Origin of the sequence: Anditalea andensis (genome assembly GCF_000714815.1) — a bacterium.
Taxonomy (GTDB): domain Bacteria; phylum Bacteroidota; class Bacteroidia; order Cytophagales; family Cyclobacteriaceae; genus Anditalea; species Anditalea andensis.
The window spans coordinates 62,645-86,871 of the sequence record NZ_JMIH01000010.1 but is presented as its reverse complement, the minus strand read 5'-3'; the positions used below and the strand labels follow the sequence as shown (position 1 = coordinate 86,871).

18 protein-coding genes are annotated in these 24,227 nt (G+C 41.1%); 9 read left to right on the top strand and 9 right to left on the bottom strand.

Annotated features, from left to right (window positions below):
• Positions 1-94 precede the first annotated feature (94 nt).
• Positions 95-1,198 (bottom strand): alpha-galactosidase, encoded by a 1,104-nt coding sequence (locus EL17_RS02025; protein ID WP_051719736.1) that lies wholly within the window; start codon positions 1,196-1,198, stop codon positions 95-97.
• On the opposite strand from EL17_RS02025, the gene EL17_RS02020 reads away from it, so the two are divergent.
• Positions 1,187-1,591 (top strand): hypothetical protein, encoded by a 405-nt coding sequence (locus EL17_RS02020; RefSeq protein WP_035069375.1) that lies wholly within the window; start codon positions 1,187-1,189, stop codon positions 1,589-1,591. The two genes, EL17_RS02025 and EL17_RS02020, sit on opposite strands and share 12 nt — an antisense overlap.
• Positions 1,592-1,654: 63 nt before the next feature.
• On the opposite strand, the gene EL17_RS02015 is transcribed toward EL17_RS02020, so the two are convergent.
• The 6 genes from EL17_RS02015 to EL17_RS01990 all read right to left on the bottom strand — a co-directional run bounded on the left by EL17_RS02015 (position 1,655) and on the right by EL17_RS01990 (position 11,374).
• Positions 1,655-3,178 (bottom strand): T9SS type A sorting domain-containing protein, encoded by a 1,524-nt coding sequence (locus EL17_RS02015; RefSeq protein ID WP_035069372.1) that lies wholly within the window; start codon positions 3,176-3,178, stop codon positions 1,655-1,657.
• Positions 3,179-3,455: 277 nt separating this feature from the next.
• On the bottom strand, positions 3,456-3,911 hold the full coding sequence (locus EL17_RS02010; protein ID WP_035069369.1) for a hypothetical protein: 456 nt from the start codon (positions 3,909-3,911) through the stop codon (positions 3,456-3,458).
• Positions 3,908-5,221, bottom strand: coding sequence for a purple acid phosphatase family protein (locus EL17_RS02005; RefSeq protein WP_035069366.1), 1,314 nt, complete (start codon positions 5,219-5,221; stop codon positions 3,908-3,910). The genes EL17_RS02010 and EL17_RS02005 overlap by 4 nt, the downstream gene beginning before the upstream one ends.
• A 123-nt stretch (positions 5,222-5,344) precedes the next feature.
• Entirely contained in the window at positions 5,345-6,835 is a 1,491-nt protein-coding gene (locus EL17_RS02000; protein ID WP_035069363.1) for a hypothetical protein, read from the bottom strand.
• A gap of 85 nt (positions 6,836-6,920) precedes the next feature.
• The gene (locus tag EL17_RS01995; RefSeq protein ID WP_035069360.1) at positions 6,921-8,525 is read right to left on the bottom strand and encodes a hypothetical protein; all 1,605 of its coding nucleotides are present in this window, start codon (positions 8,523-8,525) and stop codon (positions 6,921-6,923) included.
• An 11-nt stretch (positions 8,526-8,536) separates the two neighbouring features.
• On the bottom strand, positions 8,537-11,374 hold the full coding sequence (locus EL17_RS01990; RefSeq protein ID WP_051719735.1) for a TonB-dependent receptor: 2,838 nt from the start codon (positions 11,372-11,374) through the stop codon (positions 8,537-8,539).
• 570 nt (positions 11,375-11,944) lie between these two features.
• On the opposite strand from EL17_RS01990, the gene EL17_RS01985 reads away from it, so the two are divergent.
• The 7 genes from EL17_RS01985 (at position 11,945) to EL17_RS01955 (ending at position 20,981) form a co-directional block, all read left to right on the top strand.
• The gene (locus tag EL17_RS01985; RefSeq protein WP_035069354.1) at positions 11,945-12,505 is read left to right on the top strand and encodes an RNA polymerase sigma factor; all 561 of its coding nucleotides are present in this window, start codon (positions 11,945-11,947) and stop codon (positions 12,503-12,505) included.
• Positions 12,506-12,600: 95 nt separating this feature from the next.
• On the top strand, positions 12,601-13,572 hold the full coding sequence (locus EL17_RS01980) for a FecR family protein (RefSeq protein ID WP_035069353.1): 972 nt from the start codon (positions 12,601-12,603) through the stop codon (positions 13,570-13,572).
• Between the two features lie 106 nt (positions 13,573-13,678).
• On the top strand, positions 13,679-16,789 hold the full coding sequence (locus tag EL17_RS01975) for a TonB-dependent receptor (RefSeq protein ID WP_084166084.1): 3,111 nt from the start codon (positions 13,679-13,681) through the stop codon (positions 16,787-16,789).
• An 85-nt stretch (positions 16,790-16,874) separates the two neighbouring features.
• Positions 16,875-17,924: a phytase gene (locus tag EL17_RS01970; protein ID WP_035069348.1), complete on the top strand. Its 1,050-nt coding sequence runs from the start codon at positions 16,875-16,877 to the stop codon at positions 17,922-17,924.
• Positions 17,925-18,362: 438 nt separating this feature from the next.
• Positions 18,363-19,274 (top strand): NAD(P)/FAD-dependent oxidoreductase, encoded by a 912-nt coding sequence (locus tag EL17_RS01965; protein ID WP_035069461.1) that lies wholly within the window; start codon positions 18,363-18,365, stop codon positions 19,272-19,274.
• A 261-nt stretch (positions 19,275-19,535) separates the two neighbouring features.
• A complete protein-coding gene (locus EL17_RS01960; RefSeq protein ID WP_164674905.1) occupies positions 19,536-20,099 on the top strand; it encodes a TetR/AcrR family transcriptional regulator in 564 nt (187 codons plus the stop codon).
• 48 nt (positions 20,100-20,147) lie between these two features.
• Positions 20,148-20,981, top strand: coding sequence for an alpha/beta fold hydrolase (locus EL17_RS01955; protein ID WP_035069343.1), 834 nt, complete (start codon positions 20,148-20,150; stop codon positions 20,979-20,981).
• Positions 20,982-21,239: 258 nt separating this feature from the next.
• On the opposite strand, the gene EL17_RS01950 is transcribed toward EL17_RS01955, so the two are convergent.
• Positions 21,240-21,869, bottom strand: coding sequence for an NAD(P)H-dependent oxidoreductase (locus tag EL17_RS01950; RefSeq protein WP_035069339.1), 630 nt, complete (start codon positions 21,867-21,869; stop codon positions 21,240-21,242).
• A gap of 102 nt (positions 21,870-21,971) precedes the next feature.
• Here EL17_RS01950 and EL17_RS01945 point away from each other — a divergent pair, with 102 nt between their 5' ends.
• Positions 21,972-22,349, top strand: coding sequence for a winged helix-turn-helix transcriptional regulator (locus EL17_RS01945; RefSeq protein WP_205623518.1), 378 nt, complete (start codon positions 21,972-21,974; stop codon positions 22,347-22,349).
• A gap of 149 nt (positions 22,350-22,498) precedes the next feature.
• Here the strand turns inward: EL17_RS01945 and treF are convergent, their stop codons facing one another.
• Entirely contained in the window at positions 22,499-24,037 is a 1,539-nt protein-coding gene (treF, locus tag EL17_RS01940) for an alpha,alpha-trehalase TreF (protein ID WP_051719734.1), read from the bottom strand.
• Between the last annotated feature and the right edge of the window lie 190 nt (positions 24,038-24,227).

Genomic DNA, 24,227 nt, shown 5'->3' with positions numbered 1-24,227 from the left:
AATTGTGGGATTTTCCCGAATAAATTCGGGACAGGCTACCCCGATCTCCGGTATGGGACAGGTTATGACATTTAAAAATCAAATTACATTTAACTTATTCCTGCTCCAATTTCAAAAAAACAGAAGCCTGTCTCCCTTGTAATTTTACTGTTATCCTGTCCTTACCGGGCATAACGTCCAGCGCTAAAGGGACTGCGCCGGAAAGATAAGAGACATTTTCAATATGACCGGGAAGATTAAAGGTGTGGGTATCTTCAGTGGTCAGTCCTTTAAAAATCAAAGCATGGGTCGGCTGATTGTTTTTGATCCATACAAAACCCGACCAGGTAAAACCGGTAGGCTCCTCACCGATCGGCAGTACGATTGCCCCCTGTAATTCAGGAAGTATCCTATGATATTCTTCCAGGCCAGATTGGAGTATATTTAAATCATCGGTACCTAAACCGGAAAGCTCCATCCAAAAAAGCGGCTGGCCAACACTGCCCACAGCAAATGCTTGTTGCCAACCGGTATTTTCCGGAGATAAGGGATCATCGGCATGATACTTATCCCTGTTCCTGTTTATATTTAAAATCTCGACCTGTAATCTTTCAGCAGGTACATATCCGGAAAGTAGCCAAACATTCCTCAAGGTACGGTAAGGGTAGTAATTTCCCCAATCGGTATACCTGTTTTCAAGAAACAGGTTGCCATATTCCTGAAGATAATGGTACCCTGCTCTTTTGTTAGCGGTAACATCCATATTAAATGTAACCTGCCCTGAAGTGGCATTAAAAACCTTATCCAATAATTTTCTGATATTGGTCTCTGAGCGCTTATCGTAAAAAGACAACCCATCTATTTTAAATACACTAATCCCGAATCTCCGGAAATAATCAATTAGGATATCCGCATCCCTCTCCCAATGGGCATAACTGTTGTTCTGGCTGGGATTAAACCACAATCCGAGCCGGATATTTTCGCTTTTTGCATAGTCCACTAATGCTTTAAATCCGTTGGGGAACCTTTCATCATGTGGGTTCCAGTCTTCTCTGGACCACTCTTCCCACTTAACACCTGATTTATGGGCAGAATTCCTGGAAAGTCCCTGTTGCCATCCGTCATCGAGCTGTACATGACTTAACCCCAGGTCGGCAGCTTTGTCTATTTCCTTCATTATAAAAGCAGCTGTCATCCTACTGTCTTTATGGACACTCATATTGTACCACACAATGTTACTGCTGAGCTTTTAAATTCCGCTGGTGTTCCAGTCACGGTTTTAACCCCAAGTACTAACTACACACTTAGGGTTAGGGCCACTGCAGGGACTTGTTCGGTGGTGGGATCTGGATGCAATTCGGGTGCGGCAATAATTGCTTTTATTATAGAATATGCAGCAGGTTGTACTATTCAAGGTCATCAAGTACCACCTAATGTGGTGGCAATGGATACAGGCTCAGCCCTCAATTATACTTCAAACTTTACTGTAACTACCAACCCTCCGGCAAGTTTTGGTGGACAGGTATCAGTTATAATCAAGGGGCAGGGAACCGAGGTAGGGAGTTGCGATCGAAGCATATCTAATAATATTAAGGTGTATTCAAATTTATAATAATAATTTTATAAACATTATTTATTCTATTTACAGCGCGCACACCTTTGTGGTGTGCGTTCGCTATCTTTTTATCACCTTTTTCACTTCGGTACGGTTGAACGTCTCTATGATCAGGAAATATACTCCGCTGGGATACGTCCTTATGTCGATTTGGGGGAAAGGTTCGCTGAAGATTCTGGCTTCCTGTAAAAATTGCCCGAAAGCATTGTAAATCTTTATATTAGCCGGAAAAAGGCAGTTGTCAATACTACTTTTGATGGATACAAAGTCTTCCGATGGGTTCGGATAAACTGTCAGTACTATACCGGCACATTCCCCCGGAGTAAGGCTGTTGTCTATGGGTTCAAGCCCGTTAAAATAGTACTGCATAAAATTCGGAAAAGCCTGTTCAAAACCATAACCATCCGTACGAAGGTTAGTGTTATTTGGAGAATCCAAAAACCGGAATTTGGGCTCTGCGTTTCGGAGGGGGGCATTAGGGCGATCAAGATAAAATAATATACGATGTATGACTCTATTCCCGTTAGGGTAACGAGGCATGGCTCCGTTATACAATCTGCCATCAGGGGCCAGTTGCAGCTTAAAGGAAGGCAATGGCACAGGGGTGGAAAAGCGGTCAGATGTTTTGAATCCCCAGGTGGTACTATCCAGCGACTGGATGATTTCATCCAAAGAACCCGCCGACAAATCGTATTGCCATAACAAATCATATAAAGCCGGCTTAGGCGAACTGTAACTGCCAAAATACAGCTTGCTGTTATCGGGTGAAAATAGTAGGGTGAAGATTGATGGAAATTCTCCCAAAACTCTACGGTTGCTGATTTCACCGGTGCTTGGGTCAAAATCATACCATTCCAAAGGAGAGCTTTCATTTACCTGCCCATCTATATTTTGGCTTATACTGATATTAAAAGCCATCATGCTACGGTCGGGCGAAATCTGAATCATCCCGCCATATGTGGAACCATCATAAGCTGGTCCAAACGGATAAAAAACCGGGGGCATGATTCCTTGAGCTGTGATGGGATAAACTACAAACCTATCTGTGCCATCCTCATGGGTCAGTACCCAAAAATCCCTACCATTGTCATGAATAGTCCCGGTGAGGACTTCCAAGGGATTGGAGAGCAGCATGGTGTTTTTTGTTCCGGGAACGACATCCCCCAAGCCTCCGTTTAAAGACATATCGATGACCGTATAGTAAAGGCCGTAATCCTCCTCAAAGCGTTGCAAAGTAAAAAGGTAATACCTGTCAGATGAACCGGGCATAGGGACAATCAGGGCGTGCTGACCAAACAACCGACCGCCGATCAAATCCCTTCCGTTGGGCATGATACGGAAGTTCCTGTCCCAGACATTAGATCCGTCAGAGTAGAACAGCAGTTCACCGGTTTCTCTGTTACAGATGGATACAGAAGTTTCTGCTGCCAAGTTCGGCCTAAAAGATTCCCTGTCAAATACCCGGAACCTATTATAATTAAAGTCAATCCCATAGTCCTTGCCCGTAATCCATACATTGGCTTCTTTTTGGGCAAATGTCTCCGTTACCGAAAATACAAATATCAAAAAATACAGACTTTTCATTTTTATTTATCCCTTTATTGATTACCAGGCCAATGAATCCCCATCCTAAAATACAAAGTTTAATTTTAATTATAATGGGACGGGCTAATAATGTAGAAACAAAATGACGGAGTAATATGTGATAATTATGCACGGGATATACTAAGGATCCGCTACAGAAGTAAGAAGGTAAAGGATCTAATGGTTTATATTCCGTCCCCCTATGTGCTTAAGAAGAAAATCACTGCTATCTACCTTATAGGTAAATTTAAAAGAAAAAGATTAATAAGAAATAGTCTCATATAATGACTCTTTCCCAAGACAGGACACTAGACTTCCCCCTAAATTCAAATTGGTGCCTTACAGCCGGGGCCTCGCCAAACAATTTTATTCTTCTTTTCACCTCTAAGCCTCCCCTATATTGGATTATAACAACTTCTTTATAGGGTTGATCACCGGCACTGCCTTCGGCAGTATGTATCCGGTAACTCACTGAATCCAATGAAATACCCCCAAAAACAAAATCAATCTGAGGTCGGTTTATCTCCAATACCTTATCACTTCTTTTATCCCATAAATTTAAAAGCTTCAGATCTCCCCCATTAAACAGATACTGATGTCTTAAGATGCTGTTTTCCAGCGTTAACGTATCGGATTTTAAATAAGCCTGAAGACCACCTTCAGTTTGTGCATTGACTGAAAAAAAGCCAAAAAACAACATGCCTAAAAAAATGATGGACGCTGCACCTTTCATGGTTTTTCGATCTCCTGTTCTACTAATTGGTTTATACTTCCCTTTTGCTTTATCAAAGTAAAGGCATCAAACAAACTGCCATCCAAGGAATAGGCTTTATAAAACAATTGGTCTTTATCTATAGAAATCACTTGATAGGTCTGCAGATTAGCGGCTTTTTTATCCATCCAGGGATGATCACTTATCGTGTACATTTTACGGCCGGCCACCGAGACTACGTATACCGTTCCGGAATGTTCATCCCAAAGTCCGAGGCCCGAACTGACATTGTTGCCCCTGCCATAAATATGATCATGCCCCTGCAGTACCATATCTACTTTGTATTCATCTAATATAGGTTTCCAGGTTTTGAGCACGCCTTCATTCATCCTGCCCTCAGCCCCTGATATGACCGGGTGATGAAACAGGACAATATGCCACTCCTGCCTGCTATCTTCTAATACTTTTCTCAACCAATCGGCCTGCAATTCCAAATCTACATTACTATCCAGACAAATGATCCTTGCATGCTCATAATCAAAATAATAAGCCCTATCATTCATTCCCTCCGGACTGTTTTCGGGGTAATTGAACTGAGCGTCCCAGTATGGACTGATGCCTGATTTATCCCCTTCTTCATTTTTTACATATTCATGGTTTCCGGGTATGGCCATTTGCGGCACTGTGCTCAAAACCCAGGATCCGGCAGCAAACCATTCCGCCCATTCATAATCATTTTGGCTGTGGTTGATCAGATCCCCGGCATGAAGGTAAAAAGCTGCATCCGGAGCCCTTTGGTTGGCCGATCTTATTACTCTGGAAAACAGCGGATAAAGGTCATTTTGGGCATCTCCCAAATAAATAAATTTAAAGGTGTTTTTTTCTTTAGCTTTGATAGGGGCGAGATCAAACCACTCACTCCATATTTTGCCATTACCGACTCTATATACATAAGGTTGGTCCTCTATGAGGTCTTTTAATATGACCTTATGGTAGATCACCCGTTCCTTCATAAATGTCGTAAAATCACTACTTATGGCCTGTAAACGAACAGGGTTTTTATAGAACGTAACTGTTTTTCCCTTGGGTGAAATTTCCAATAAACCCTTATTTGACCCTTTATCGGATGGTGAACCGACTCTCCAGGTAACTGTGGTCTGCTTAGCATCAGCACTGCTTATGGTAAGTAATATGCGGTCCGGTATTTCAGATGCCCTGTACCTAATCTGGGCATTTTCAGGGGGGAGATTTTTTTCATATTCCTGGGAAAATGCCCCATATCCGGGGATTTTGAAAACTAAAATCAAAACCCATACTTGCCATCTGGTCATGCTCTATTATTTATATTCCACCTTGTTGTTTAATTGAAAAAAAGGTTTCCGGTAAATGTTAGGATTAAAAAAATAAAAGAAGCCGGTAAAATCAATATGCTGAAATTACCGGCCTGTTTTTCATTATCGGATACTTCCGTCCGGATTTTTTACCCAGCCCTTGGTCCAGTCATTACCGGCATCACGGATAGCGCCTACATAAGGAGCCGATGTAAAAAAACCTCCGATGCTGGAAGGATCAAATGCACTGCTTTGCACCGCTGAAGGTATTATACTTCCATTACCGATTCCCTCAATGGCGGTCAAAATAGGAGCTCCATTTTCCATTCCGCTTACATTGTTGAAGAACGGATTTTGGTAGACACCATTGGTATCCACATATCCCCTAAAAGGATTTCCGGCGCCGGTATCATCCCTATAGGGGTCATTGGGCACATTAAATATAAAACTATGGGCAAAAACAGTCGGTCCGTTTATGTTTGTAATCTCTATATTATCATTGAGCCTTAATCCCCTTCTTGGGAAATCGGCTATAATGGAATTATAAACCTTTCCACTGCTGGCCCCTCTCATACGTATCCCAGAGGTATTACCGGCATCTGCTCCGGGACCAATAACAGAAAAATTGGCCAAAATAGCAGAGGATGTTTCCCTTATATCTACTTCAGAATTATCATCAAAACGCTCAGATAAGATGGAAATGCCAAATTGCATTTGCCCTGCATAGGCATCTCCAAGCCTAAACCCACCAGAGGCGCAATCTGTGGCCACGATATGGCTTAAATTTACATTTCCATCTGTGATCATAATCCCTTCACCGGAAGCTTTAAATACCTGCACATGGTTGATAATAGTTTGTTCCCCTACGTTCTGAAGCCTAAAATTTCTCACTCCTCCATATTCCATGCGGACAAACGCTATGCTTCCGCTATTGCTGCCGGCTCCATCCCCCCGAATATTAAACAAACCCCAGTCACCTGGAAGGGCTTCTCCTGTTAATGTATTATCTGAACTGATCGTAATTGGATTTTCAGCCGTTCCGGCCATGTCTACAGTAGCGCCCGGCCTGATGATAATATCCGTTAATGGTTCATTACCTGCCTTGAGGTACAACTCGGTGCCTGGTTGGACAGTAAGTGTAGTCCCCGGTTGAAAATCTAAACTTGCTTCAATCCAATATTTCCGGCCTGAAACCAGCACAACATCTGATTCTACAATGCCATCTTGAGGAACAGTGATCCTATAAAGTGTTTCCCCTCCAAGAACGGTGGGTTCATAAGCTATAGTACTTACCGTCAAATTTACTCTACCGGACTCGGTGCTCTGTGAGTTGATTACCGAAAACTCATATTCAAACTCCTGCCCTTCCGTAGCCGTCTCCGGAACCTGCTGTTCATCATAAATGAATGTGCTTGCTTCAGATGGAAGTGCTACCCTGTCCAACAAGCCACCTCCGGAAAAAACGAGCAGTTCTCCATTGCCGCCTTCCATATTTACCTCCAAAGTGACCACTATAGGCTCCCCTATCCTGACTTCCATATAATCATCACCGGAAAGCGAAAGCTGTGGCATAGCATAAACCGGTTCATCATCTTCACTACATGATGTATTCATGAATGTTACTAAACATAAGGCTATGAAACCTGATGTAAATCGAAATAGTTGATACTTTTTCATTGAAATTTTATTTAGGTTAATTTTATCGAATGCTGCCATCTAAATTTTTAAACCAGCCCCCTTGCTTTGTCCAGTCATTGGATTGGTTTTCAACTGCCCCGATATAAGCTGCAGAGGTAAAAAAAGCCCCTAAGGCGGAGGGGTTAAATGGGGAAGGTTCTGATCCTATGATATTATTGAGATCAACCCCTGAGCTTGAATTGTCCCGAACATTATAATTGCCGGACTCAAAGAAGAAAGTTGCTGCCTCTTGGGAGAAATTCACCTGATTGCCATAGGAACGGATGTTGTCAAATACCATGTCTTGTCCCAATTGCTCAATAGGAAGGTCTTCCACCCGGGCAGCATCATTTGGAAAAGCAGTGATAAGTGCATTTTGGAAAATGCCCAAAGCTCCTCTGCGGATCCTGACCCCCCTTCTGGTGCCGTTATTCACACCTGGTTCATACCCGTTTCCGATCAAGGTGACATTGCTGATTCTAAATTGAGTGCGGGGCTGAAGAGTCAAAGAATTCTCATCATTTCTCAACTCTATGGATCTTGCCTGGTTCCAGAAATTTATAGGTACAAGCGTATTTATTCGTTTGGTTTGAAAAATCCAAAATTGTCCGTTTCCCTGCCAGCCATGATCGGCCCAAAAACCATAACCTCCATGGCCTATGCCACCCAGATACTTTAAGCTGACCCTTCCTCCCCTGATCCTAAAGGCTATGTTCTCATTGCTGTATACCTGGACTAACTGTACTGTAGTACCTGATCCTACTCCGTTCAAAGTCAGTCCATGGGCGCCGTTTTTGCCGGCATACTCTATTCTCACATATTTTAAAATACCCGAATTGTCATTTGGGTTATTGCCCCCATATCGATAACCGTTATCGAGAATAGCATTGCCTTGATTGGACGGGGCAGAACCATATATGACTATTCCCCCCCAATCCGTAGGTGAAGGATCCTGTCCCATGATCAATTTGTCACTGGTAAAGACTATTGGGGACTCCTGTACACCTTCAGCTATTATCCTGGATCCCTGTGAAACGATTATTTGCGACCGAAGCAAAGGATCTTCATATGTTTTGAAGTAAACCGTTGAGCCTGCATCAATGGTCAGCGTACTGTTATTTTCTATAGAAAAAATACTGTCGATCAAATAGGTTTTTTCAGCTGAAAAGGTATAATCATTATTGACTTTTCCTTTTACTACCGTAACTAGCGTACCGTTTACGGATTCTTCCGATTCACTGAAAGTATTTCTTATGGAAAGTGTCACCTCATAATCATCAGCACGGTTTTCCTGATCAATCAGTTCAAACCTAAAAACATGATATGATCCTGTTTCCTGATCCAATGGTACCGTATATTCAAAATTATATATAGCTGAAATATCATCGGTATAGTTTTGGGTCTCATATATTTCCCCATCTCTGAAAACAATGAATTCACTTATGCCACTTGCTGCCTGAAGTTCAAATTCAAGAGACACCCGGTTACCGGGTTCCTGTACGATCTCTCCGGTATCTGTAAACCTTAATAACAGATTTGGAGGACTCAGTTCAAAAGCTTCTTCACGCTCACAAGAAAGTGAAGGTAAAACAAGCATGAGTAAAAGAAATATTCTTTTGATTTGCATAACAATTTGGATTAAAATCTAAAACCTATCCCTACTCTGGACCACCATCCAAAATAAGCTATCCTGTTGATTCTTTCCCTTTCGCCCTGATACCGTATACTTGGTGCATTGGTGATGTTTACCCATTCCCCAAATAATCTCCACTTATCACTTATATTATAGGAAGCATTGGCATCTATCTGGAAACGGGCTTCTTGGAAAATATCATCCTGACGCTGTGAAGCCAGCGAATTGGCAAAAGTTCCGTTATAATTCCCCATTACCCTACCGATAAACCTGCGATAATCAAAGCCAAGTGATGCATTGAATGTATGGGCGGCCTGACCCGGAAGGTTAATATCCGTACGGTCCTGGGTAAAGGCATTTGAATGGGCGAATGTGTAGTTTGCATCAATATTAAAATGCTGTAAAAATCCGGGTAGAAAATCAAGGGCCCTTACAAAATTTACCTCCACCCCCAAAACAGATGCCTTTTCCCCATTCTGCTCCTGACTAAAGATAAAACCCTGAGTCCCCGGATAGCCGGGAAAATCTTCCAATAAAGAAGGATCTATCCTTGTAAATTGAAAATTATTTATATCCTTATAAAATGCACCGGCTGAAATGATCCCTACATTGGCAAAGTAATGCTCAAACATCAGATCAAAATTCCATGCACTGGAAGGCAAGAGCGCTGGATTTCCCAAACGGAGGGTTATTGCGTCCGCATCAAAATTTACGAAAGGCACAATATCCACAAAATTGGGCCTGGCATAATTCATATTGGCTGAAAACCTTAAGGCTGTAAAGTTATCCATACTGTACTTCATGTGTAAGTGGGGCATTAAAAACCCATAATGGCTACCGCCTTCAATCGGAGAACCCGTTACAGTGGTCCCTATCCTAAAAACCTCATAGGCATCATATCTTACATCATTATATTCATACCGCAGACCTGCCAACACCATCAATTTGTTAAATTGGGTCCTGCTCATCAAATAAGCGGCATATATGTCTTCATAGGCATCGTAAGTATCGCTTAAAGATAACCTTTCTGCATCCCATGCATTGTCGGCAGCGGTTAGCAATATGCGGTTGCGGTTGATATATCCCTGAAATTCATTTCTCCCTATCAATGGTCCAAAACGATAATCCGTTTGTAAAAAATCAATAGGTTCTGTCCTTGATAAAACCCTTAAAAATGCTTCATTGGTATTGAGTATATTATTCGGGTCATTAAAGCCAAAGACCTGATTGTTCCTGAATTTAGAATTGGTCTGGGACCGTATTTTTCCTCCGAATTTGATATAACTGGGATATTCCCTATAAAAATCAAAATATTTGGTTACATCTATTCTGGCCACCGCATTGGTGGCATCAGTACTTTCAATGTCTTCTTCATACCGCCTAAAATCGCGGTAAAAGAAAGGATCATACATACTTTGCTCATTGGAAGCCGGCCTAAAGAAGGGTACATCACTGTATATTCCTCCCGGATTATCGGCCACAATATTTATTTCATCATTTGCAAAATCCCCCCTATCCGAATGAAAAGTCCGGTTTGATAAGGTATAGTAGGCTGACCAATCAATCTTCCAGTGACCCAGCGTATGAAATCCCTGTAAATTAAAACTTTGGTTGGTCTTTAGTTCATCCCATATATTGATATCCCTTCTTACCCTGGCATTGGAAATGGAATCCAAAGAGTGAAAAACAGATCCACTTCTATCCATATCAAACCGAAGGCGGTTCCTCACATCGTTGTCTTCCCTACGGTTGTACATGTAGTTGAACACCACCTCATGGTTTTTATTGAATTTATAGTCAATAGTAGCCGTAGCACCTATCCGTTCCCTTTGATTAATAGTCCTGCGGTACTGGTAGTTGGCCATGACCAAAGTATCCGTATCCATATTTCCGATAGGCCTCCGGACCCCCTGCCAAGTGGCATCGGTACGGTCTTCGGAATTGTTTGTGCTATAATAGGAGGCGCCCAGAATAACGCCCAATTTTCCTTCACTTACCCTTGGGTTGGAAAAAAAGCGCTTGTCTACCCTTAATTTTCCAATCCCGTTGATACCGCCTGAAATATCGTTGTATCCTAATGCTGATTCTGCCCTAATGCTCAGTTCTTTCTTTCTGGCAACCGGTGTCCGCAGATTGATTACACCCCCTATTGCGTCCCCGTCCATATCTGGGGTGGGGGCTTTTGTGATCTCTATACTCGCCAACTGATCGGCGGGAATTAAATCCAGTGCCTCGTTCCTGATCCCGCTTTGCTGAACACTGGGCATTTGCTCCCCATTGATCTGTATGGCAGTAAAATGCTGGGGTGTACCACGGATGGAGACCGTAGAGCCCTCCCCTTTATCCCTTTGTATGTTTACACCGGGAACGCGTTGCATGGCTTCGGCTACATTCAGATCCGGAAACCTGCCGATAAGATCGGCTGATATAATGTTCTTTATATTATCTGCCGTCCTTTGTTGGTTTAAAGCCCGTTGCTGGCCTTCCAAACTTGCCCGCACCTCAAAAACATCCAAACTGGCAACATCCTCTCCCATGCTTACCGTCCCTAAATCCATGTCCATGTCGGATACATGGATAGAAATCCGTTCTTGATTGAATCCAATAAACCTTAACAGAAGGACCACATCACCTTTTATACTCACCCGAAGGTTGAAATCCCCGTAAATATCTGTGGCTACACCATTGTAATCCCCATCAATCATAACCGATGCCCCATATAGTGGTTCATTGGTCTGGGCATTGATAATTTTACCTTTTATGGAGATAAAATCCTGGGCATAAACAGCTGTGGACTGAAGCAACCATATAAAGATGATAGCACAGCAAGGTAAATTCTTCATATTTTATATTATATAGTAGAGAAAGAGTAGAAATACCAAAAAAAGGAAACCAAAGAGTACCTCTCTTATTTGATACCATTTTTGCTTTTTAGAATCCGGAAGTTTCCTTTTATCCATTTTATTTTTGCTGTATGATTTCTTGTGCAAGATGGAGAAGTGTTACAGGATATATAGCGTAAAATGGTTACAGGATATAGGTGAATTGGTTACCATTTTAATAATTAATGGTATAAATACTGATAATTAATCGGTTCCAATCCTATAGTAAAATGAATTGTACTCGATAAGCCATAATTTGGATTCAGAGCTTGCTATGCCAGCAGAGGTGAAAAAATACTGTTTTTTGAATAGGGCACATCCAAAACTTATATATTAAACGATCTAAACCATCCGCATTTATTTCGGTATTAAAAACTTTCATTCCAGATGAGGCGCTTACCTATAAGTATATTCATCAATTAAACACATCACCACTAATATTCCCTATCAAATCCAATCTCTATGATTTTGGTAAAGTTATGTTAACATCCAATTAATCACCAAATGATCTTTGGAGACTAATTTCGGAGCATGATGAAGCCCTACCAAAACAAGGATGACAAAGACCTCTTTTACCTAGTAAGTAAAAATGATGAAAAAGCACTGAAAGAACTGATTCTCAGATATGAGCGCTTATTGATGCGCATCGCGGTTTTTTACTTGAAAGAAGTTACTGATGCTGAGGAGGTTGTAGGAGATCTGTTTTTCAATATTTGGCAAAAAAGGAAAAATTTAAAGATCGATGGGAATATCAAAAACTATTTATCTATCAGCATAAAAAACAACTGCTTTTCCCTGCTACAGAAACATAAAAAAAGAAAAATCATTTCCTATGGCCATGATTATGAGGGGGTATATCCGGATAATATAAAATCTGATGACCACATCATCATGGAAGAGCTGCATACCTCTCTGACCTCTTTTTTGGAAACCTTGCCAGAACAGAGAAGCCTTATTTTTTCATTGGCAAAATTTGAAGGGCTAAGCTTTGAAGAGATCGCTGACCTATTGAACATTTCTCCTAAAACAGTTGCCAACCAAGTTTCCTTAGCTTTAAAAGGGGTCTCCATACATATCAAAAACAGTCAATAATGTTAAGCTTTAATATTTTTTGTTAACAATCTATTAACAACTTCTGTCGGGATTATTTTTTTATTTTCAGTCATAACACATGAAAGTACTACCATATGACTGAAGAAAATTATCAGCTACTATTAGTCAGGAAAATCACCCAGAACAGACTCAGTTCCGAAGAACTAAGCTTGCTAAAGCAGTATCAGGAAGTTTTAGATCCGGAAGGAGAGCTGGAAAAAAATCTGAGATTGGCCTGGGATTCGAGCACCGAGGCAGTCCAGGGAAAACCTTCCTCCCGTATGGCTGATAAAGTCGCAGACCGCATTTATCTGGAAAAGGCCAAGAAATACAGAAATGTAGGATTGTTCACGAAAATAGCCGCGACTATAATTTTGATTATAAGCATTTCACTATACCTGCAAAAAGGTGGTCATAAAGATGCCGAATGGGCTACCTTCACCGCATCGACTGGCCAACTCGGTAAGCTGACCCTACCTGATGGTACTAAAATCACCGCAATGCCAGGCACTTCCATTCTCTATCCCCTAGCATTTACCACTGACCAGAGGCTAATAAAAATATCAGGTACAGCCTATTTATCGGTGACACGAGATCCTGAACGACCTTTTATCGTATCCGCCGGGCCCACTACCACCACTGTATTGGGGACCTCTTTCTCTGTGCATTATGACAGCCTGGCCCAATCAGGCCGTGTAGCGGTAAAGGAGGGCAAAGTTAAAGTAGAAACGGCTTTCCAAAGTACCTTTCTAAAGGATATGGAAGTTATTGAAATTTCTCACCATGATCAGACTACCCGTATGGACAAATTGAAAGATCTTCGGGATTTCGATTGGACTCAAGGGTTGCTTACTTATGAAGACACTCCAATCCATGAAATACTTAATCAATTGTCCAAATGGTATGGTGTGACGATAACATCCTCCCAAGCGGAAAATTGTGTTTTTACAGGTAGTTTCCGTGCCGAAAATTTACAGGTAATCCTTTTAAATATAGCCGAATCCAATCACCTTAAAATAGATAAAATAGCTAAAAACCATTATGTTTTAACCGGTAAGGGCTGCTAAAAAACAAGGAGACAACGGCAATTGTCTCCTTCGGTCTTTCAGAGGTCCTTTCAAAATCGTTTCTCAACACAATCCAATCAAACCGATTACTCAACTTATCAAAGTTATGAAAAAAAAACTACTAAAACATTGCTGGAAAATGACTAGAAATGGCATGTTTGCGATTATAATGCTCTGTGCTGTCGGCAGTATGGCGGTAGCCAAAGAATCTACTGCCCAAAATGTATATAAGGTACCCCTTACCAAGGTCCAAAGGCACCTGAATATAAAAGACGTCATACTTAAAATTGAAGAAAACACCGAATTTCGGTTTTCATACAGTTCAAAAATAACTGATCTGGGAAAAGAACTTGAAATAGCATCTCCAAAATCAACAGTAGGTGAACTGCTCGAAGAAGTATCCAGACAGACAGGATTTGGATTTAAACAGGTGAATAACCACATCATTATTTTCCAGCCTGACGACCGTACTGTCAAGCAAAAGATAAGCGAAGACGGCAAAGGTGAAGTACAGGGACGCGTATATGATGCCGTCAATGGAGAGCCATTGGTAGGCGTCACCGTTAGGGTAGAAACCGTCTCCGGTATAGTAGGTGCGGTTACCGATATCAATGGAAGTTACAGGATACAAAATGTACCGGTGGGAGAACAAATTCTGATTTTTTCTTACATAGGTTATAACAGCATATCCAGACCTATCTTTATTGATGAAAAAAGTCCTTCCAGTCTTTCTATACGACTGTCTTCTGCTCTGGATGATCTGGATGAGGTGACCATCGTCGGGTATAGGAGAGGCCAATCCAGGGCCTTGAATGTGCAGAAAGAATCTTTTAATCTCAAAAATGTGATCTCTTATGAGCAGATAGAAAGATTCCCTGATTTGAATGTAACAGAAGCACTGAAGCGCGTACCGGGAGTAGTGACCGAACCGCAAAGAGGTGAGGCGCAAAGTGTACTGATACGCGGCCTAAATTCCAGTTTTCATACCGTGACTTTAAACGGCCAAAGGGTGGCCTCCACCGGCGAGAGTGATAGGGAAACCAATACTGCCATTATACCGGTAGGTATGATTTCCAGCATGGAAGTGATCAAATCCATCACTGCAGACATGGATGCGGATGCCACATCAGGATCTATCAATCTACTGACTACGCGGCCGGTAGGCGATAGCGTACTCTTTAAAGCCACTGCCGCCAGTGGGTATAACCATATGTCCGGTAGACCGCAGTGGTTAGGAAGTGCTACTTATAGCAAAAGGGTGGGTAAACTTGATTTTGTCCTAAGCGGGACTTACCAGAAAGACAACAGGGCCACTGAAGATATCCGTCATGACTGGGGTGTAGAGGATTTTGGAAACGGACCTCAGGATGTATTGGCCGGATTAAGGCCATCGCTGTACGAAACCGAGCGTACAAGGATAGGCTTGGGTGGACAAATGGATTACAGTATCAATGACAGGTCCTCTTTATATTTAAGAGCGGTGTATAATAACTATGATGAATATGAAATCCGTAACGATGCCAGACATTCTCTCTCAGACGGCACTTATCCAACACCTGGTTTGGCCAATAGGGGAAGGTATGAAAAAGTATTAAGAGAATATAACAGGATCACCAACCTCTTAAGTCTCAATGCTGGAGGGCAACAGGATATTGGCAAAAGCACCTTAGACTATAATGTTGGCTATTCCTTTGGAACGTTTAATGTACCCCTACGGGAATATTATGCCTTCAGACATTCGGGAAGACCCAATTATAGTTATGATATTTCCGATAGAAAATTTGCTACGGTCCAGCCATCGGAAGAAGTGAACTTATCCGATATGGATCAAATGAATTTCAGATATTACGAAAGAAGGAGAGATGATGTGAGGGATACTGATAAATTTGCCACTATTAATTTAAAGACCCCATATCTCTTAGGTGATGGCAGAGGCAATATAAAAATAGGAGGCAAAGCATGGCAAAAGACAAAACAGAGAGATATGCTTGAACAGCGCTGGACCGGCTTCAGTGATCTGACCATGGCCCAATTTTTTCAGCCAAATAACCGGAACCTGATCAGCGGCAGATATCCGATCAATGGAGAAATAGATTGGGTAGCAGGCAAAAACTTCTTTAACCAAAATGAAGCTTTGTTCAATCTAGATGAAAACAGGACAAGAGAAAACTCTGACCCCAATAATTATTTTGCCAGAGAAAACATATATGCCGGGTACGTCATGACGGATTACCACCTGAACAGGTTCAATTTTAACGTAGGACTGAGAGGTGAGCAGGTAATGAACTATTACAGAGGGAACGAAGTGCTGTTTGATGAGGAGGGCGACTATCAGGAGACTGTCGCTACCGAAAGCGGTGACATATCTTATTTTAACCTGTTTCCAATGTTCAACTTGAGATATGAGCTTTCAAAAACAGCCAATATCAGGGCAAGTTTCACCAATACCATCGCCAGGCCCATGTTTAATGATCTGGTTCCTTATCGCTTGGTCAATCAGGATAACCAGATCATATCAACTGGGAATTCAGACCTTCAGCCTTCCAAGGCTACAAACTTGGACCTGTCCTTCGAAAATTATTTTCAAAACATAGGCTTTGTTTCATTGGGGGCTTATTATAAAAATTTGAACGATTTCATCTACAATGAAACCATATTTATCCAGGATAATAGCCAATTTAATGGTTACCAACTGGTCACTCCTATGAACGGGGAAAGCGCCTATGTATATGGGCTTGAGATAGCCTGGCAGCAAAAACTGGATTTTCTTCCAGGGTTTTGGAGTGATTTTGGGATATATGCCAATTACACCTATTCCAAATCGGAAGCCAAGATTATTGTACCCGTAGAAAGAAGGATCGCTTTGCCAATGCAAACACCTCATGTATATAACGTAGCCCTTCAATACAACAAAGGCGGGTTTTCTGCCCAAGTATCTTACAATTGGAGAGACACTTGGCTGGACAGCGTGGGAGGTAGTGCGAGTGCACCTTCCATACAGGAGCTGGGGGAATTGTTCTTGGACAGGTATTTTGAAGCCATCGGTCAGTTGGACTTCACCGCTTCCCAACGTGTGAGCCAGAATTTCTCCCTATTTACCAATCTGAACAACATTACCAATTCTTCACATAGACACTATTTCGGAGACCCCATCTACCCTTACAGAGATTCTTATCATTCATTTTGGGGGATGTTGGGATTGAGATATAATCTTTAATCTACCTATGCTGGGCGTTTTGTATATGGATAAGCCATCCGGCGCTCTAAACAAGTATTGACCCTTAAGAAATATTTATAAACATATGAAACAACTATATCCGGCCATATTGATCATACTGATCATGAGCCATTGCAATACCAAAGTAGAAGAAAGCGATGATAGGATCATAGCGCCTAAAGTAGTCACCCAAAAAGCCAAATACGACACTGATGACCCTGCAATCTGGTTCAACGAGGAAAATCCCGGAGAAAGTTTAGTATTGGGTACAGATAAGGATGAAGATGGAGCCCTTATGGTATATGACCTGAGCGGCAACATCATAGAAGAAAAAACCATCCGAGGTCTAAAACGACCCAATAATGTAGATCTACGTACGGTCCGTATGGATAATGAACGGGTATCTATAGCCGTAGTCACCGAAAGACTGACGGATAAAGTCAGAATATATACCGTTCCTGACATGCTGCCGGCGGATAATGGCGGTATCGATGTATTTATAGGTGAAGAAGACCGTGCTCCTATGGGCATTGCGCTTTACAATAGACCAAATGATGGTGCACTATTCATGATAGTAGGCAGAAAAACAGGTCCTGCCGAAGGTTATCTTTGGCAATACCGTCTGGAGAAGGAAAGTAACGGCCACTTTTCTGCCACAAAAGTCCGAGCTTTTGGAAAATACAGCGGAAAAAAAGAAATAGAAGCTATCGCTGTGGACGATGAACTGGGGTATGTATACTATTCTGATGAGCAGGTGGGTGTAAGGAAATACTATGCAGATCCCGAGAAGGGAAATGAAGAATTGGCGCTTTTTGCTACTAAAGGCTTCACGGATGACCATGAAGGCATTAGTATCTATAAAAAAGAAAACGGTAAAGGCTATATTTTAGTCTCTGACCAACAGGCAAACCAGTTCCATATTTTCACCCGTGAAGGACAGGCGGAAAATCCCCATCAACATGTCCTTTTGAAAACCATAAAAGTAGCCGCCATGGAAAGTGATGGTTCAGAAGTCATTAATGCCAATTTAGGTCCCATGTTTCCCAACGGTTTATTTGTAGTCATGTCCACAGACAAAACTTTCCATTTTTATGACTGGACAGATATAGCAGGCGATCTAGCAGAAGGCATATAACTATTAATCTTTGAATATGGGTTAGATGTTAAGAAAATCGTAATATCAACCCATGAATACACCTTTGGAAACAAAGTTTCCAGCATTCAAAAGTCGAGCTTCCGATACCGCTCCATCGGCAGTTAGCCATTCAAAAATCCTGATAGATAATCGTATCTATTAAGATTTTTTGAATGGCTTTTTACTCGTGATCAAATCTTTGCCCCTCAAGCCATCAGTAAACCATGGCAAAATCAATGTAAATATACTCACGACTTAACGCATTGCTAAACAACATTAAATTTATAAATGCAACTTAATTGCATTTAAATTAAAAGTAGTATCTTTACGGAAAGTCTGAGCAGTATGACTAGGAGAGAAATCATAAAACAGGGAGGGCTGGCTTTGACAGCATTTTCTTTGCCTTTATCATTTAGCATTTTATCAAAACAAAATCGTATGAGAGATCGGGATCATTTTGATGTTATTATTATAGGAGGAAGTTATGCTGGACTTTCCGCTGGAATGTCATTGGGCAGGGCATTGAGGAATGTTTTAATTATCGACAGTGGAAAACCATGTAACCTACAGACTCCTCATTCGCATAACTTCATAACACAGGACGGAAAAACCCCAAAAGAAATTTCCACGCTAGCCAAACAGCAGGTTGGAAAATATGATACGGTAAGGTTTTACAATGGTCTTGCTACAGCAGGTACCAAAACCGCTTCCGGGTTTCAAATAACTACAGATACCAAGAATATCTTCACAGCCAAAAAATTAATTTTTGCCACTGGCATAAAAGATATAATGCCTGATATAGCAGGGTTTGCAGCATGTTGGGGCATCTCTGTAATCCATTGCCCATATTGCCATGGGTACGAAGTAAAGCACGAGAAAACAGGGATTTTGGCCAACGGTAATGTTGCTTTCCATTATGCCCAACTCATAAGGAATTGGACAAATGACCTAACCATATTTACCAATGGGAAATCGACCTTAACTCAGGAGGAAACTGAGAAAATCCGAAAACATCATATTGAGATAGTAGAAAAGGAAATATCTTCCATAAACCATCAAAATGGCTATATGGAGGAAATTATTTTTGCAGATCAGTCCACATTTGGGCTAAAGGCCATTTATTCCCGCCCATCCTTTGAGCAGCACTGCGGCATCCCAGAGCAGTTGGGATGTGAATTGAATGAACAGGGACTTATCAAGGTAGATATGTTTCAGAGGACCACCGTGGAAGGTGTATTTGCCTGCGGTGACAATGCCAGCCCCCTACGTGCTGTTGCCAATGCTGTGTCAGCAGGGAACATCGCTGGTAGTATGGTCAATAATGGCATGACCGAACAAGCATTTAAATAGGAATGCCCTTAATTGTTCTTCCGGCCCTATCATTCAGCGGCAACAATTTGCCCTATACGCCCCTTTTTACATAGAAGAAGGAACTATAGCTGCCTAAAGGATCAATAGGTTTATTGCCATATATTTTAATGCTCGGCAGGTCATGTTTTTATGCCATATATACTTCCAAAGCATTTAGCTAAACTAAAAAAGAGAAAAACCTTGTAATTAAGATACCAATCGGTATCTTTGTGTATGCGTAATCCCGAATTGACAAAAGAAATGATAATCAGCAAATCTGCTGTACTATTTAATACCCAAGGATTTAAGGCTACCTCATTGAGCGATATTACAAAAGCGACAGGGTTTACAAAGGGAGCAATCTATAGGCATTTTACTGATAAGGAAGACTTAGAAGAAAGCGCATTCCTATATATGGCAGAGCAAATGAAGGTTAAATTTAGGGAGAAGATTAAGGGGGGAAAGAATGCACCTGAAAAATTATTGGCAATATCCAAATTTTTCCAGACCTATCTATTAAAGCCTATTATAGAAGGCGGATGCCCTATACTGAATACAGGTGTAGAAACGGATGATACCAAACCTCAGCTCAATAAGCATGTACGAATTTTAGTGGATACCCTCCAGTCCTCGGTAGAACATATCCTCCAAAAGGGGATCACCTATAAACAGATCCGCGAAGATGTGCCAATAGAAAAGTTTGCATCCGTGTTTTTAGCTACTTTAGAAGGAGGGGTATTGCTATGCAAAATACGCAATAATCCTAAAGATTTGATATGGGTGATTGAAGATTTGGAAGAGAAGATTAAACATATCAGCATTTAAAAAAATTTTAGCCTATATGATACCGATCGGTATCACATCTTAAAGATTATGAAACAATTTATATATCAATCTCTTGGCCTCTACCTTAACACCCTCAATAGTATCAGTCCCAAAATAGGAGGTCAGGCAGGGTTCAGATTATTTTGTAGGCCCATGCGGACAGGGTTTAGAAGGCAACACCTAGAATTCTTCAGCACCTCGGAAAGCGAGGATTTCAATTTCAATAGCATCAATGTTAAACTATACAAATGGGGACATGGACCTAAAAAAATACTTTTTGTCCACGGCTGGCAAAGCCACAGTTACCACTGGAAACAGTACATAGAGCCAATAGACAAAGATGAATATACCCTTATTGCCTTTGATGCTCCCGGCCATGGCCAAAGTGAGGGCAACCAGTTTCACGTTCCCATGAATGCTTTCCTAATAAGCCTGTTGGTGGAGAAGTACCATGGATTTCATGCTGTGGTAGCCCATTCTATTGGAAGCTTATCGGTGCATTATGCTCTTGCCTATTATCAAATTCAAGGTATCGAAAAACTGGTAACCATGGCATCGCCCAGCCGGGCAGCGGAACTTTTTGCCTTTTATACTTCCATATTGCAACTGAAGAAACACACCATAGAGAATGTGACCAATGAATTTCAGATGCAGGTCCGGCATAAAATAGAGGACATTTCTTTAGCTGCTATGGCCAAAAACCTGGATATCCCCGGCTTGATCATTCATGATAAAGATGATCCGGATACTCCCTTCCATAATGCATTGGAACTTTCAGCGGCATGGAATAAAGCAGTTTTGATCCCTACTGAAGGTTTGGGCCACAACTTAAAGTCAAAAGAGGTAGTTAAAACTGTAGTAAATTACATCAGTTTATCATAAAGTTTAAGGGCATTATTTACTGTGTGCCAAGAGTAGGAATAGCCGGTCCCAACTTATTCGATAAAATATCGATGATGCCCATTTGCTTAAAACTGGGTATATGGTCTCCCGGCTATCATAACAGCCTATAAATATGCATGAAAAAAAATAGGGACCAAATTAGTCCTAATCCGACAAATAATATTTCCAATTTATATGTAATTAGCAGAAATTGTTAATCCAAAGCCTAAAACACTTTGGATTAACAATTAACATTGATCAAACAATTTCCCTAACCAGTTCTGATTTAGGCAACCTAACTTTCTTTTGATTCACAAGAAAATCGTTTTCGGCATCCCGGTATCCCAATGATAAAAGGACTACACTTTTTAATCCCGCTTCTTTTAGATTTAAAAGCTCATCCAATTTCTCATTATTGAAACCCTCCATTGGTGTGGTGTCTACCTGCAAATTAGCCGCGGCTATCAAAGCCGTACCAAGAGCAATATACGCCTGTCTGGACGACCAAATAAAATTATCTTCATCTGTACGTGACAGTAATCCCCCTTCAAGTGAGTGCTTATAATCAGCTAAATCTGCTTCAGCCACTCCCCTCGTTTCAGCCATAAGCTTGATTAAGTCTTGTATTCTTTCTTTGGTGATGCTATCAAATGCCGCAAAAACCATTAGATGGGAAGATTCGGCAATCTGTTTGTTAAAAGAATCTTTGGCCAGTTCTTCTCTGATCGCTTTGTTTTTAATCAAGATGATCCTGTAAGGTTGCAGACCAGTAGATGATGCTGATAGTGCCACTGCATCAATGATCCGATTTATTTTTTCTTCCGTTACTTTTACTTTACTGAATTTTTTTACAGCATATCGCCAGTTCATTACTTCAATTAGATCCATTAGAATAAGTTTTTTATGATGTTACAAATTTCAGCATTTTATACGTATTTTTGTCACCAAGTTTCAAAAAGTAACAGTGACAAAAAAGTAACATGGTAACCTATGATGGAAAATAACGAAGTCAGTATTCCCCAATGTAAAGTAAAAATAATGGCTATCTCCGATGCCATGTACATCATGGGGGGCAAATGGAAAATGCATATCATCGCATCCCTGTGTTATGGAGCAAGAAGATATTCCGAACTGTTGGAAAATATAGACAATATATCTGGCAAAATGCTGAGCAGAGAGCTTAAGGAAATGGAAACCAACCTGCTTATTGAAAGAAAAGTGATGGATACCAGGCCTTTTACTGTCCAATATGAACTCACTGAATACGGAAAAAAATTGCTCCCCGTAATAGACAGCCTGGCCGATTGGGGAATAGAGCATCGAAAGATTATAATGAAAGGTTCTCTTGAAAAGGAGCACCAGTACTAGCAAAAACATAATACTCTGCACAAGCTTATTAATGAATGTCTATGGCATGTCTACTTCTCCAAATAGAGAATAGTACAATTATAACTGACATTTCATCATAGGGCTTATGCAGAGCATGCTTCTATTCTGAAAGGACTTACATCTATATATTACTCATTATTTTTTAGCCAGAGATAAATGGCATTGGTCCAGCCAAATCCATCCTGGTTGGGATATTCACCCCCCCCGGCAGGTGAATCTGGGTTTACCACATTATATTTTTCCATCATCTTACCAGTTTCTTTAAAAACATCATCATTTAGGGTTATCCATCTGTTTTTCAACTCTTTGGCTGTATCATCATAACCATAATTACGTAAGGCTACATATGTTATGTATTGCATAGGAGCCCATCCGTTGGGAAAATCCCACTGCTGACCACTTTCAGGAAGCGAAGATACCACTCCACCTTTATGTAAAAAACCCTCGGTAATGTGTTTATGAACCTCTTCAGCTTGTGCTTTGGTAGCCATTTTAAAGAAAAGCGGATATACCCCTGCCAGTGAAAGAATTTTGGTAGATTTATTTGATTCTGAATCATAATCCATGAAAAATTTATGGTCTTCATTCCACAGATTATCCATCATCGCTTTTTTGCGCTTCTCTGCCTTTTGGTGGAAATAGGTAGACGGTTCAGTGAAAGAGCTATGTTTATATGCTTCAGACAAAGTCATTTCTAGGTCATATAGCAGGCAATTAAGGTCTACGGGGATAATATCAGTAGTGTGAATGGTTTCCATTTTAGATGGTTCTCTAAACCAACGGCAGGTAAAGTCCCAGCCAGATTCACATGCAGCCCTGATGTGTCTGTAAAGTTTACCTGGCTCGACACCAAAAGCAGCTGATTTATGGGCCATTTCCACATCTTCGACATAGGACTCAGGACGGGGAGCAGGGAGGTCATCCCAATACCGGTTTAGGATACTTCCATCAGGCATGAGTAAGACCCTACGAAAACTGGTTTCCTTATCAGAAAGCCGAAAATACCCATCCATCCAGTAGTTATATTCTTTTTGCATATGAGGGAGATACTTGGCATATACATCTGTCCCATCAATATCGGCTAACAGCCGTATCATCAGGGCAAAAAACGGCGGCTGTGAACGTGTCAAATAATAACTGCGGTTAGCATTGGGAATATGTCCATAGGTATCAATTAAATGGGCAAAATTATCCACCATGTCCCTTATCAGTTCATGCTCACCGGCGGATTGGAGGCCCAACATTGTAAAATAACTGTCCCAATAATATAGACCTCTAAACCTTCCCCCGGGCACTACATAAGATTTCGGAACTGGCAGCATGGAACAATTTGTCTGAGAAGTACGGGTCAATAAAGGCCATAATTTACTGATGTGCTCGGTTACAGGCAATTGCTGGTTGCTTTCGTATTCGGTTTTGATCGGAGAGGGGATTTCAAAATATTCCGAAACAAAATCTTTAAGATCAAAATCCTTTTTATGTTTCTCGATTTCATAGAGGCTTAAAATCTCCTCGGGAGATCGCTTGGGGAAACAGTCTGCAAAAGTAATGGAATCCGGAAACACATGGTTCATCTGGACATCATGGAAAAGTGGCCCAAACAACTGATCAGGTGGCAAAATGATGGGAACTACACTGTAAATCTGAGGTGGGTCTATAGGACTCATTTTTTATAGTTTTTGTGATTAAAAATGTTCAACATATAAATTAACTGTTTTGAAAATCTAAAGTTTATAAATGGTGTACCCAACATAAATTAAGCCTACCTTATAAATTACCCCATTCATTATAAAAAAAAACCTGAAGCTGACCATAATTTTTAATAGGAGGAGGCAGGAATAAATGGCATCAAGTGAT